This window comes from Bacillus sp. UNC41MFS5, assembly GCF_000686805.1.
In genome coordinates this window covers 1-13,191 of record NZ_JMLP01000031.1, presented here as the reverse complement: position 1 = coordinate 13,191, position 13,191 = coordinate 1, and the positions used below count along the sequence as shown (strand labels likewise).

General features: G+C 39.8%; 10 protein-coding genes. 9 read left to right on the top strand and 1 reads right to left on the bottom strand.

What is annotated here, in order from left to right; all coding sequences use genetic code 11:
* Positions 1 to 54 precede the first annotated feature (54 nt).
* From BR30_RS0114525 to BR30_RS0114500, 6 genes are all read left to right on the top strand, one after another.
* Positions 55 to 1,047 carry a thiamine pyrophosphate-dependent dehydrogenase E1 component subunit alpha gene (locus tag BR30_RS0114525; protein ID WP_026565635.1) on the top strand — a complete coding sequence of 331 codons (993 nt, stop codon included), beginning with the start codon at positions 55 to 57 and terminating at the stop codon, positions 1,045 to 1,047.
* 117 nt (positions 1,048 to 1,164) lie between these two features.
* A complete protein-coding gene (locus tag BR30_RS0114520) occupies positions 1,165 to 2,193 on the top strand; it encodes an alpha-ketoacid dehydrogenase subunit beta (RefSeq protein WP_026565634.1) in 1,029 nt (342 codons plus the stop codon).
* A 27-nt stretch (positions 2,194 to 2,220) separates the two neighbouring features.
* Positions 2,221 to 3,453, top strand: a complete 1,233-nt coding sequence (locus BR30_RS0114515; RefSeq protein ID WP_026565633.1) for a dihydrolipoamide acetyltransferase family protein — start codon at positions 2,221 to 2,223, stop codon at positions 3,451 to 3,453.
* 16 nt (positions 3,454 to 3,469) lie between these two features.
* A complete protein-coding gene (lpdA, locus tag BR30_RS0114510; RefSeq protein ID WP_026565632.1) occupies positions 3,470 to 4,849 on the top strand; it encodes a dihydrolipoyl dehydrogenase in 1,380 nt (459 codons plus the stop codon).
* Positions 4,850 to 4,866: 17 nt separating this feature from the next.
* Positions 4,867 to 5,922 carry a 2,3-butanediol dehydrogenase gene (locus tag BR30_RS0114505; protein WP_026565631.1) on the top strand — a complete coding sequence of 352 codons (1,056 nt, stop codon included), beginning with the start codon at positions 4,867 to 4,869 and terminating at the stop codon, positions 5,920 to 5,922.
* Positions 5,923 to 6,162: 240 nt separating this feature from the next.
* Positions 6,163 to 8,043: a sigma-54-dependent Fis family transcriptional regulator gene (locus BR30_RS0114500; protein WP_026565630.1), complete on the top strand. Its 1,881-nt coding sequence runs from the start codon at positions 6,163 to 6,165 to the stop codon at positions 8,041 to 8,043.
* Between the two features lie 370 nt (positions 8,044 to 8,413).
* On the opposite strand, the gene BR30_RS0114495 is transcribed toward BR30_RS0114500, so the two are convergent.
* Positions 8,414 to 9,967 (bottom strand): ABC-F family ATP-binding cassette domain-containing protein, encoded by a 1,554-nt coding sequence (locus tag BR30_RS0114495; protein ID WP_026565629.1) that lies wholly within the window; start codon positions 9,965 to 9,967, stop codon positions 8,414 to 8,416.
* Positions 9,968 to 10,366: 399 nt separating this feature from the next.
* Between BR30_RS0114495 and BR30_RS37905 the strand changes: the two genes are divergently transcribed.
* From BR30_RS37905 to BR30_RS0114475, 3 genes are all read left to right on the top strand, one after another.
* Positions 10,367 to 10,837 (top strand): Gp49 family protein, encoded by a 471-nt coding sequence (locus tag BR30_RS37905; RefSeq protein WP_051633626.1) that lies wholly within the window; start codon positions 10,367 to 10,369, stop codon positions 10,835 to 10,837.
* 405 nt (positions 10,838 to 11,242) lie between these two features.
* Positions 11,243 to 12,142, top strand: coding sequence for an amidohydrolase family protein (locus BR30_RS0114480; protein WP_026565626.1), 900 nt, complete (start codon positions 11,243 to 11,245; stop codon positions 12,140 to 12,142).
* Positions 12,143 to 12,412: 270 nt separating this feature from the next.
* On the top strand, positions 12,413 to 13,191 hold a 779-nt coding region (locus BR30_RS0114475; RefSeq protein WP_026565625.1), incomplete at its 3' end, for an aromatic amino acid lyase.

The following is a 13,191-nucleotide window of genomic DNA, read 5'->3' as shown; positions in this document are numbered from 1 at the left end:
CACGGTTCTTGCATTAATAAAGTTGTAATAAATTTTTCCAGGGAGGCTGAAAAAATGAGAACGATGGATAGTAAAGATGTAGCTTTAACAAAGGAAAAAGCACAATGGATGTATCAAAAAATGCTAGAAATCCGAAACTTTGAGGACAGTGTGCATGAGTTATTTGCACAGGGAATCTTGCCAGGATTTGTTCATTTATACGCAGGAGAAGAAGCTGTTGCTGTGGGCGTTTGTGCCCATTTAACTGATAAAGATAGTATAACAAGTACCCATCGCGGACACGGTCATTGTATTGCCAAAGGCTGTGATTTAAATGGGATGATGGCGGAAATTTACGGGAAAGTAACTGGTTTATGCAAAGGAAAGGGCGGATCTATGCATATTGCCGACCTTGATAAAGGGATGCTGGGTGCGAATGGAATTGTCGGCGGTGGCTTTCCTCTCGCATGCGGTTCTGCTTTAACAGCTAAGTATAAGAAGACTGAGGATGTAAGCGTTTGTTTCTTTGGAGATGGCGCCCAAAACCACGGGACTTTCCATGAAGGAATTAATCTTGCTGCTATATGGAATCTTCCAGTCGTTTTTGTTGCCGAAAATAACGGCTATGCAGAGGCTACTCCATTTACCTATGCGTCAAGCTGTAAATCCATTGTTGATCGGGCGATTGGATATAATATCCCAGGTATTAAGGTAGATGGAAAAGATGTTCTCGCAGTCTACCAAGCAGCAGAAGAAGCTGTTGCGAGGGCACGCCGCGGGGAAGGTCCAACACTAATAGAATGTGTGACGTATCGAAATTATGGCCATTTCGAAGGAGATGCTCAAAAATACAAAACGGACCAAGAAAAGGTCGAGCATAAAACGGATAAAGATGCCATTCTACTTTTTAGAAATCACTTGCTAAGCGAGGGGCTGTTAGCTGAAAACGAATTAACCAAATTAGAAAACTCAGTTGAAGAAGCGGTAAATCAAGCTGTGAAGTTCAGTGAAGAGAGCCCGTACCCAAGTCCTTCTGAGTTGTTAACCGATGTTTATGTGTCTTATTAAAATGAAGAACCCTGAAATTGGTGATTCAAAAAGGACGGCTTATAGGAGCAGCCCCGATTAATAAGTTTAGAATTTAGTAATTTTATTGATCGACTAATTAAAAGGAGGAATTCGATTATGGCAAGGAAATTGAGTATGTCAGCAGCGATTAATGAGGCTATGAAACTTGCAATGCGTAAGGACGAAAATGTCATTTTATTAGGTGAGGACGTGGCCGGCGGTGCTGAAGTGGATCACTTACAGGACGAAGATGCATGGGGCGGAGTTCTCGGGGTCACGAAAGGGCTTGTTCAGGAGTTTGGACGGGAGAGAATTTTGGATACCCCAATTACAGAAGCAGGTTATATGGGCGCAGCGATGGCGGCTGCATCAACCGGTTTAAGGCCAATTGCTGAATTAATGTTTAACGACTTTATTGGAAGCTGTTTAGATGAAGTATTAAATCAAGGGGCAAAATTCCGCTATATGTTTGGGGGCAAGGCACAGGTTCCAGTTACCATTCGAACCATGCATGGTGCGGGATTTAGAGCGGCTGCTCAGCACTCTCAAAGTTTATATGCATTGTTTACTGCGATTCCAGGTGTGAAAGTGGTTGTCCCATCCACCCCTTATGAAGCGAAAGGACTATTACTTGCTGCGATCGAAGATAATGATCCTGTCATCTTTTTTGAGGATAAAACACTTTATAATATGACAGGCGATGTTCCAGAAGGCTATTATACGATTCCAATTGGTAAAGCAGATATCAAGCGGGAAGGGTCAGATGTAACCATTGTAGCGGTTGGCAAGATGGTACATACCGCATTGGAAGCTGCTGAGCAACTTTCAGAAAAAGGAATTGAAGTGGAAGTCGTTGATCCGCGCAGCTTGTCACCTATGGATGAAGAAACGATTCTTTCGTCTGTAGCAAAAACCAACCGCCTAATCGTAATCGATGAAGCAAATCCAAGATGCAGTATTGCTACGGATATCGCAGCACTTGTTGCCGATAAAGGATTCGATACACTTGATGCTCCAATTAAACGAATTACGGCACCGCACACGCCTGTACCTTTCTCACCGGTGCTCGAGGATATTTATCTGCCTAAAGCAGAAACAGTAATTAAAGTGGCAACAGAACTAGTAGGTGCACCCCTAGAAGTATAAATCAGAGAGCGGGAAGGAGAGATAGACATGGCGGTAGAAGTTGTGATGCCGAAATTGGGAATGGCCATGAAAGAAGGCACTGTATCGATATGGAATAAAGGAGTTGGAGACCCTGTCGAAAAGGGTGAACCGATTGCAAGCGTCAGTTCAGAAAAAATTGAAATTGATGTGGAATCTCCTGCGGAGGGAACAGTATTGAGAATTGCTGTTCCCGAAGGAGAAGGGGTTCCTCCTGGGACTGTGATTTGTTATATCGGAATCCCGGGTGAAGAAGTAGCTGCTGCGTTGGCAGTCGAAGAAGCCCAAAAAACTGAAGTGGAAAATGCCACATCTGTAAATGAAAAACAAGAGTCTATCACTTCAGTAAAAGCGGCTCGGAATCGCGTGAAAATTTCCCCAGTCGCAAGGAAAATCGTGGAAGCAGCCAACCTTACTATTGAAAATATCAAAGGAACGGGGCCTGGAGGAAGAATAACAAAGGAAGATGTAGAGACAGCCATAAAAAATTCAGCTTCGCCTCAGGCAGAGGAGAAAAAGGAAACAGTCGAAACTCCGGTGAACCCAATAGAGGAGACCCAGCAAATCCCTCTCAGTGGAATTCGAAAAGTGATTGCTGGACGAATGTTTGACAGCCTACAAAAAACAGCACAGCTAACGATTAACATGAAGGCCGATGTGACGGATTTAATGGCTTTACAAAAGCAAATTGCCCAAACTGTTCAAAATCGTTATGATCAAAAAATAACGGTGACCGACTTTATTGCTCGTGCCGTTGTGCTCTCACTGCAGAAGCACGGAGAGATGAATAGTGCGTATATGGACGATAAAATTCATTTGTTCAAGAACGTTCATCTTGGCATGGCAGTTGCGCTTGAAAAAGGGTTAATGGTTCCAGTCATCCGCAATGCTGAAAGTTGTTCACTTATTGATTTGTCTCGAAGTATTAAAACCCTGGCACAAAAAGCAAGACAAACTCAGCTTACTCACGAGGAAATGCAAGGTTCCACGTTTACGATTAGTAATCTCGGAGCCTATGGTGTTGAGCATTTCACACCAGTCTTAAATCCACCTGAAACAGGGATCCTTGGTGTCGGTGCTGTTTATGATACCCCAATCTATATTGGAGAAAATTTAGAAAGAAGAAGTATTCTTCCGCTCAGTTTGACATTTGACCACCGTGTACTTGATGGCGCTCCTGCTGCAGCATTTTTACAAACGGTCAAGCAGTATTTAGAAGAGCCGATAACCATGCTTTTATAGAAAGAAGGGAACTCTTATGACTCTGATCGCAATTATAGGTGGTGGTCCTGCTGGATATGTGGCTGCAATTACTGCAGCCCAGCAGGGGCATGAAGTGACAATAATAGACCAGGGACCGCTTGGAGGTACATGTTTAAATGAAGGGTGCATGCCTACGAAAGCCCTCTTAGAAAGTGCTGGAGTGTACAATAAATTTCAACATGCGAGTGAGTTTGGGATTCGTCTGCACTCCGGTAGCATTGAGATTGATTGGAATACCGTCCAGGGTCGTAAGAACAAGATTGTTTCGACGCTGGTTCAAGGAATCCAATATTTAATGAGGAAAAATAAAGTGAAGGTAGTAAAGGGATCGGCGTCTTTCCTAACGAGCCGGGTTTTACGAATTGAGCATAATGGGAACCAAGAAGAGATAACTGCAGACAAAATAATTATCTCAGCTGGCTCTGAACCGATCCAGCTGCCATTTGCACCGTTTGACGGCGATTGGATCATTCATAGTGGTCAGGCGATGTCGCTACAGTCCATTCCTTCCTCGTTGCTAATTATCGGCGGAGGTGTGATCGGCTGTGAGTTTGCTGGTATTTATAGCAGATTGGGAACAAAAGTCACCATTGTGGAGATGGAGGATCAGCTGCTGCCGGGAGAAGATAAAGATGTAGCTGCGATCTTACATAAGGAGCTTGAAAACGACGGTGTTACTATCTTTTCTTCGACTAGACTAAAAGATTTAAACAATGATCAGAAGAAGGCGTTTATAGAAAACGATAAAGGTCTCCATGAGGTTGAGCCAGATTTGGTCCTCGTTTCGATTGGCCGCAAGCCAAGGGTAAATAGCTTGGGTCTTGAGAACATCGGCATTGATTTTTCAAGACAAGGAATTGTAGTAAATGAGCAAATGCAAACAAACATTCCAAATATCTATGCCTGTGGAGATGTCATCGGCGGGATTCAATTGGCCCATGTGGCTTTCCATGAGGGAACAGTTGCCGCTTTAAACGCTTGCGGGATGGATACACAGGTAAATTATCGAGCTGTTCCCCGCTGCATTTATACCTCACCTGAGATTGCCAGCGTAGGTTTAACGGAAAAGCAGGCTATCGACCAATATGGTGACATACGAGTTGGGGAGTTTCCGTTCTCCGCAAACGGGAAGGCGTTAATTTCCAATGAACAATCTGGAAAGGTAAAGGTGTTGGTTGAACCTGAGTATGGGGAAATTGTTGGCGTTTCGATTGTCGGGCCCCACGCCACTGAACTGATAGGGCAAGGTACCATCATGCTCCATGCGGAGTTGACAACGGACAGTATGGAACAATTTATTGCTGCCCACCCAAGTCTTTCTGAGGCAATCCATGAGGCATTACTTAGTGCCGTTGGACATGCGGTTCATGTTTAAGAAAAGGAGAAATGTTTATGAAAGCTGCTCTTTGGTATAACCAAAAAGATATAAGAGTCGAAGACATTCCAGAACCTTCTATTGAAAAAGATCAGGTGAAAATAAAAGTATCTTATTGTGGCATTTGTGGTTCAGATTTACACGAATATTTGGCTGGCCCTATTTTCGTTCCAGTAGAAGAACCCCATCCAATTTCTAAGGATAAAGCTCCAATTGTTATGGGGCATGAGTATTCCGGGGAAGTGACAGCAGTTGGGGAAGCTGTAACAGGTACTAAAGTAGGGGACCGAGTATGTGTAGAACCGATTTACAGCTGCGGGAAATGTTCTTCTTGCCAGAAAGGTCACTATAATGTTTGTGAACAATTAGGTTTTATTGGTCTGTCCGGAGGCTTGGGCGGTTTTTCAGAATATAGCGTTGTACCATCAAAGATGGTGCATAAAATCCCAAACCATATGTCATGGGAACAAGCAGCGCTTGTTGAACCAACAGCTGTTGCCGTTCACGCCGTTCGCCAAAGTGATATGAAGATTGGCGATTCAATCGCAGTGATCGGTACAGGACCCATTGGATTATTAGTTATTCAAGCTGCCAAAGCTGCAGGGGCTAGTCAAATTATTGCAGTAGAGGTTTCAGCTGAACGCCGTGAGATTGCTAAACAAGCTGGTGCCCACATCGTCATTGACCCTATTGAAATTAATCCTGTTGCAGCGATAAAAGAGTATACAAATGGACTTGGGGTTGATGTAGCTTTTGAAGTAGCTGGAATCGAAGCCACTATTAATACCGCAATTGAATCAACAAAAGCAGAAGGTAATGTGGTGAATATCAGCATATGGGAAAAGCCAGCCAGTATCCCGGTAAATAATTTCATTTTAACTGAGAGAAAAATGACTAGTATAATAGCTTATCGCAACATTTTTCCGCAAGTGATTCAACTGATCGCCAATGGGCAAATTCAAGCAGCAGAATTAGTGACTAAAAAAATATCTATTGATCAAATCGTTTCTGAAGGATTTGAAGAATTAACTAAAAACAAGAACCAAATTAAGATCCTAGTAGATCCTTCATGATAATTATTCTATAAATTATCAAGCTATGCGTTTATTGCGCGTGGCTTTTTTGAATTTTCTATATAATGACAATTATCTGATTGAAAGCGCATTCTTAGTTTTGTATAATAAGAACTGTACGTTTACTCACCACGTTTTGACGGATTTCTACTAATACTTCTTTTTTCTTCGCAAGATTTACAACAAGTAATCTATCACAAATTACTGTAGAAAATATTTCCTATGATTACAGGAGGGTTTATGAATACTACTTTTTATTTTGATGCTTGGAAGCGATTTGTAAAAGAAGGAATTCTTGATCCGGCACGGTTGAACAAACGAATTTTGGAATCCTGGCACCGCTGTAAAAAAGAAAAGGTAAACCCTTATTTAAATAAAGGTCTTGATTTATTATCAAAAGAAGAATTGGATGTCAAAAAAGAAAAGAATTCTTTGCTGATCGAAATAGCCTCCCCTTATATAAAAAAGATGGATCAGGCAATAAAAGATTCTGGAATGATGGCACTTTTGGTCGATCCGGATGGATATGTTCTATCATTAACAGGAAACGAACAAACCTTATCAGATGCAAGAAAAATTAATTTTGTTGAAGGGGTGCGCTGGACTGAGGGTGATGTCGGTACAAATGCAATTGGGACAGCGTTACAGACAAAAGAAGCGGTGAATATTAATGGGGCTGAGCATTATTCCGTCGCTTCCCATCAATGGAGCTGTTCGGCCACACCTATTTTTCACGATAATGGAAACCTAATGGGCGTCATTGATGTTTCATGCCCAGTTAACTATTCTCACCCTTTTATGCTTGGAATGGTCACATCGATTTCTTATGCCATTGAAAAAGAAATCAGCAAACGGTCCTACCTAGAAGAAATAACACTTTTCCAGCAAGCAGGCCACCTGGCAGAGACCTATCAAAACCAGCCCTTCTTGGTATGTAATCAAAAACAAATGATTATATCCGCGAGTAAACCGCTTCGCGAAAGGTTCCCTCAATCGATCGGAATGAACCTATACGAACTATTACATAACGGATACCAAGTTGATGTTGAAATGCCTTTTCATTCAAATGAAAACAACAGGATCATCGGAAGCTGCTATTTTATTTCAGAAGTGCTAACACATCGTAAAAACGTATCAATTCAAGTACAAAGTCATTCAAAACCCTTTATCTTTAAAGGAGAGTGTGGAACAAGTGAGGTTTTTCAAAATACGTTAGCCAAGGTTAAGCTTGTTGCTCCAACAGATACCACCGTGTTTATTTCAGGTGAAACCGGTTCAGGAAAAGAGCTGATTGCTCGAGCAATACATGACAACAGCCCCCGAAAGGATGGCCCATTTATTTCATTAAACTGCGGAGCGATTCCGAAAGAACTTATGGAAAGTGAGCTTTTTGGCTATGTCGAAGGGGCTTTTACTGGAGCAAGGCGGCAAGGATATAAAGGGAAATTTGAACAGGCTCTGAAGGGGACGATCTTTCTTGATGAGATAGGTGAAATTCCGCATTCCATGCAAGTGGCCTTATTGCGTGTACTTCAGGAAAAGAAAGTTTCCCCGATTGGGAGTACGAAGGAAATCCCATTGGATGTTCGTGTTATTACAGCAACCCACCGTGATATTACGAAACTTGTAGAAGACGGAATTTTTCGGGAAGACCTCTATTATCGTTTGAACGTTTTTCCAATTGATGTTCCTTCTCTTAGAAAAAGAAAAGAAGATATCCCGCACCTTATCAGGTATTTCTGTAAAAGAAATGGATGGAACATCCCTAATATGGATGATCTATCTTCTAGATTGAAAGACTATGAATGGGCAGGAAACATAAGAGAATTAATAAACGTTTTAGAGCGGCTGTACATTATGTCTCTTGATGAACAGTCAAGTCAGAATATTTTTGTTAATAGCTTTGATTCTTTAAAAATAAGACATCCATCCAGTTCTTCGTCAAATTCTCAAGTAAATAAAGAAGATGCTGAAAAGAAGTTAAATGCCCGAGAAAAAATACAAAAGGACCTAATGGTGGATGCATTAATAAAGACAAAAGGTAATGTAACCGCAGCCGCGAAATTACTAGAAATACCAAGGAGTACATTTTATAAAAGGCTCCAAAAGTTTGGAATGTAAGGATGACATTTGTTCAAACAATATTTACTAACTAAGAATGCCATGAAGGCGGATTTTTGTATTGTCCTAACGGGGTGCATTTCAAGAAGAAAGAGGGTGTCCCAAAAGTATAATTATTAGATGCACCCTCTTTCTTATGTAGAAACAGTATAACACGAATCTACCAATGGATATTCAAGTATTAATTAATAAAATTAATTAATTGTTCCCAGACTCCACACGTGTGGAAACTGTTGCAAAATTAATATTGAAATAGATAGAAGCTCATTCTAACTTTAGTTTGGATGAGTTTTTTTAATAATTTTGGATAGTTAATAAAAAAGGGGTACCCAAGTGAAATTTTATTCATTGGGTACCCTTTAATCTTTATTTAAAACACTTTCGTAGTCCAATCCTCACAATTCCAAATATCGGTCGCAATTTCACGATAGAAATCAGGTTCGTGGGATACCATCAAGATACTTCCACGATAGGCCTTTAAAGCCCGCTTCAATTCTTCTTTTGCGTCCACATCCAAGTGATTGGTAGGTTCGTCTAGGATTAATAAATTCGTTTGTGTGTTAATAATTTTACACAATCGAACTTTGGCTTTTTCGCCACCAGAAAGGACTTCGATTTTACTTTCAATATGTTTCGTCGTTAATCCACATTTTGCAAGAGCAGCTCGGACTTCCGCCTGATTCATACTTGGGAACTCGCTCCAAATCTCTTCAATACAAGTGTTGTAGTTAGACTGTTTAACTTCCTGTTCGAAGTAACCAATGTGTTGATACTCACCACGCTCCACTTTACCCGAAATTGGATCAATCAACCCAAGAATACTTTTTAAAAGAGTAGACTTACCAATACCGTTTGCACCCACGAATGCAATTTTTTGTCCGCGTTCCATTTTTAAATTCAGAGGTCGAGAAAGTGGTTCATTGTAACCAATAACAAGATCTTCAGCCGTGAAAATATAACGACTAGCTGCACGAGCTTCTTTGAAGTTAAACTCTGGTTTCGGCTTCTCTTTCCCTAATTCAATTACTTCCATTTTGTCGAGCTTCTTCTGACGAGACATCGCCATATTACGAGTCGCAACACTTGCTTTGTTACGAGCAACGAAATCCTTCAAATCAGCAATTTCTTGTTGCTGACGCTTGTAAGCAGACTCTAGCTGTTGCTTCTTCATTTCATGAATGTTTAAGAAGTTGTCATAGTCACCAACATAGCGGTTTAACTCTTGGTTTTCCATGTGATAAATCAAGTTAACCACATTGTTCAAGAATGGAATATCATGTGAAATCAAGATAAATGCATTCTCATATTCCTGTAAATAGCGCTTCAACCATTCGATATGCTGTTCATCCAAATAGTTCGTAGGCTCGTCTAGTAAAAGGATTTCAGGCTTTTCTAGCAAAAGCTTAGCTAGCAAAACTTTCGTACGCTGCCCACCGCTAAGATCATCAACATCTCGATCAAGTCCAACTTCGTCTAATCCTAGACCACGGGCAACTTCCTCAACTTTTGAATTAATTTGATAGAAATCATTACTATCTAAAGTTTCTTGGAGCTCTCCAACCTCTGCAAGTAATGCATCGATATCAGCACCTTCATCACCCATTTTTGCATAAAGTTCGTTGATCTCTGCTTCAGCATCAAAAAGATATTGAAAAGCAGTACTCAAAGCGTCACGCATCGTAGTACCTTTTTGAAGTACAGCATGCTGATCTAAATAACCAACACGAACTTTTCGTGACCACTCCACTTTCCCCTCGTCGGGTTGCAACTTCCCGGTAACAATATTCATGAAAGTAGACTTACCCTCACCATTTGCCCCAACTAGTCCAACGTGTTCTCCTTTTAAAAGTCGAAAAGACACATCATTAAAAATCGCACGATCACCGAAACCGTGACTTAAATTTTTTACGTTTAATACGCTCATTTTTTTAACCCCTTATCTAATATCACATGTGGATATCTTACTAGATTTTGACTGCTTTTTCTATATTGAAGTTATTTTTTTGAAAAATGTAAATTCGATTTTTGGCTAAATTGAAGTCTGCCCCCGTCTTAATTAAATTAGATTATTGAATTATATTAACTAAGGCGTATAACAATTGGGTAAGAGTCTATTATACACCCGAATCTGGAAGCAAGAAATGAGTTATTCTTATATGGGAATAACTGTATAAAAAATGAAAGAATTGGTTGAGCTCTAAACTAAAATTATTTTAAAACAAGTGTAAACTCATCAACACCCTCAAGTTTCACAGCTTTTCTATATGCTGAATAGACTAATTTAACGGAAGCTTATTTAAAAGGCATGGTGGAGGGAAAGAGCTTGAAGATATACAAAGTGAAAGGGTCGCCAGATAGTGTAATGGAATTGTTGGAAATCACAGCGAATGGGAAAGTCAAGGTTAGGGATATCAACAATGGTGAGGTCATTGAAACAACAGTGCAAGCTTTTGAAATGGCATTTGAACCAATTTCAGATTATTCCTCTATGGTGAAACAACAAGCAAAGGCACTAATGATAAATCATAGCGTACCAGCGGATATCAATGAAATAATCGAAAAATCTCAGGTTAAAGTTGTTAAGGCTTTTGGAAGATGCACAATGGTTGCAGTCAGGCTGCCCAATGGGTTTATCATCACCGAATCGATATCCAGTGTAGATGAGGCATCCTTTAACGAAGAAACAAATACTCAGGTTTGTTTGGAACGGATTAAACATAAAATTAGTGAGCTTGAAGCTTACAAAACTCAAAGTTTAGCGATACAGTCAAGTAATAAGAATGTGGGAAAATAAAATTGCTGAGCTGAAAAAGGAAAAAATTTCTAAATTTTTTGGCTAATGAAGTAATAGAAAAAGTTGATTAAGATGAAGCGGTTAAGGAAAATATAGGAGACAGAGAAGTAAAGACTGGGTATGTTCAGAGCCTTCAAATTACTTAAATTTGAAGGTTTTTTGTATGCGTAAAAGATGTCTAGAGCAGAAATGACTCTTGGGGTTTTCCATGAAAGGATTGACTTTATTATAAATGAAAAAGGGCTACAGCCTTGATCGCAGTGATTTATTTAGATATGAACACAAATTTAATTTTAAAGTATGCTAATATTTTTGATCATAGTTTAATATTACAAATCATAAGAAAACACAAGAAAGAAAACATCAATCATGTAAAAATTTTACCTTTTGAAGGGGAGGATGAAAATGATAATAGACTGCCATTTTCATGTGGATGAAACCATGCTGACTCTTGGAAAAATGATAGAGTGCATGGACCAAAATGGTGTCAATAAAACTGTGTTGATTGCCGCCATGAATGAAACCATGTTTGAGGTGGATAGTGCCTTTCAACATCATTTGCAGCGTCTTTTCCGTTCATTAATATTAAATGTACCGCATGTGGGCCATAAAATTTATGATGGGTTGGTAAAGGAGGGCTATTTTAATCTTTATGGTTCTTCATACAAGATTTTTAGTAAACCCGACAATGATATAGTTGCAGCAGCCATTAAACAATTTCCTGACCGCTTTCTAGGTTGGGCTGCCGTGAATCCTATGATTCCTGAATCAGTTGAAGAACTGGAATCCTATCTTACCAAGCCTGGTTTCATTGGGGTGAAAGCCCATCCGTTTATGCATCAATATAGTATCAGTGCACTTGACCAGGTTGCTGAATTGTGTGAAACAAAAGGCGTTCCTATCATTATTCATCTTGCTTCCGAACGAAACTCTTATCGATATTTACCAGAAAAATACCCAGGCCTTAAATTAATTTACGCTCATGCCGGTCTTCCTTTTTGGAAAAAATTATGGAAATACGCGAAAGATCAGCCAAATATCTTTGTTGATTTATCAAGTGATTATCTTACTCCGGCGATTGTAAAGAGCACAGTAGAAGCACTGGGATATCGGAAAGTTCTTTATGGCTGCGACGGACCCTATGGAATGCAAAAATTCAATGAATATGACTACTCCGCAAAGAAAAAATGGATTGATTCTCTTGAGATTCCTGATTACCAAAAGGAATATATTCTGGGGAAAAACTTTTTATCATTGATTGGGACTGACCCCATATTTCTTAATGAAAGTCGACATTTAACTTAATGGTTAGTTTCTTTCATTAGCTATTGTGCTAAAGTATTATCGTGGTAAAATTTGTCATTTTTGTGTTGACTATTAAGATTTATATCACATATAATTATCATGGTAATAGGATTATAGACTATGAAGAAGGGAAGGAAAACGCATGAGGCAGCGCATAAAAATAGTTACATATTCAAAAATGGGAATAAAAGAGGCTGGACTCCAATTCTAATAGGAATCGGAATCCAGCCTCTTTCTTTATTATACTAAAGTGATAGAGGAGTGGAATTAATGATAACATTAACAGGTCAAAATTTAACATTGAAACAAATGAAGGAGATTTTATTCGGGAATCAAAAGGTAAGCGCTTCAGAAATGAGTATGGAGGCTGCTAGAAAGAGTCGTGAAGCCGTAGAAAGAATAGTTTCAGAATCAAAAGTAGTTTATGGAATCACAACAGGGTTTGGAAAATTTAGTGACGTCCTTATTAATAAAGATCATGTTCAAGATCTTCAGCTTAATTTAATTCGTTCACATGCTTGCGGCGTAGGAGAGCCGTTCCCAGAGGTTGTCGCAAAAGCAATGGTCCTTCTTCGCGCTAACGCACTTTTAAAGGGCTATTCTGGAATTAGGCCGCTTGTTATTGAAAGGTTACTAGATTTAGTAAACAAGGATATTATCCCTGTAATTCCACAGCAAGGTTCACTTGGAGCAAGCGGAGATTTGGCACCGCTTTCACATTTGGCGTTAGTGCTAATCGGGGAAGGAGAAGTATTTTATAAAGGAAATCAAATGGATTCACTTGAAGCCTTACAGCAAGAAGGAATTTTCCCAGTAACACTGGAGGCAAAAGAAGGCCTTGCTCTTATCAATGGAACCCAAGCAATGACTGCAATGGGAGTTGTCGGCTATCTAGAAGCAGAACAACTCGCATACCAAAGTGAGTTAATTTCCTCGATGACTATTGAAGGATTACAAGGGATTATTGATGCCTTTGCTGAAGAGGTTCATATTGCACGTGGTTATCAACAGCAAATTGATACCGCAGCCCGAATCCGAGGTTACCTAAG

Excerpts from the sequence above, each read along its gene's own strand:
- BR30_RS0114525 (WP_026565635.1), top strand. The coding sequence starts at position 55 with ATGAGAACGATGGATAGTAAAGATGTAGCTTTAACAAAGGAAAAAGCA.
- BR30_RS0114495 (WP_026565629.1), bottom strand. The coding sequence starts at position 9,967 with ATGAGCGTATTAAACGTAAAAAATTTAAGTCACGGTTTCGGTGATCGT.
- BR30_RS0114520 (WP_026565634.1), top strand. The coding sequence starts at position 1,165 with ATGGCAAGGAAATTGAGTATGTCAGCAGCGATTAATGAGGCTATGAAA.
- lpdA (WP_026565632.1), top strand. The coding sequence starts at position 3,470 with ATGACTCTGATCGCAATTATAGGTGGTGGTCCTGCTGGATATGTGGCT.
- BR30_RS0114505 (WP_026565631.1), top strand. The coding sequence starts at position 4,867 with ATGAAAGCTGCTCTTTGGTATAACCAAAAAGATATAAGAGTCGAAGAC.
- BR30_RS0114480 (WP_026565626.1), top strand. The coding sequence starts at position 11,243 with ATGATAATAGACTGCCATTTTCATGTGGATGAAACCATGCTGACTCTT.
- BR30_RS0114515 (WP_026565633.1), top strand. The coding sequence starts at position 2,221 with ATGGCGGTAGAAGTTGTGATGCCGAAATTGGGAATGGCCATGAAAGAA.
- BR30_RS0114500 (WP_026565630.1), top strand. The coding sequence starts at position 6,163 with ATGAATACTACTTTTTATTTTGATGCTTGGAAGCGATTTGTAAAAGAA.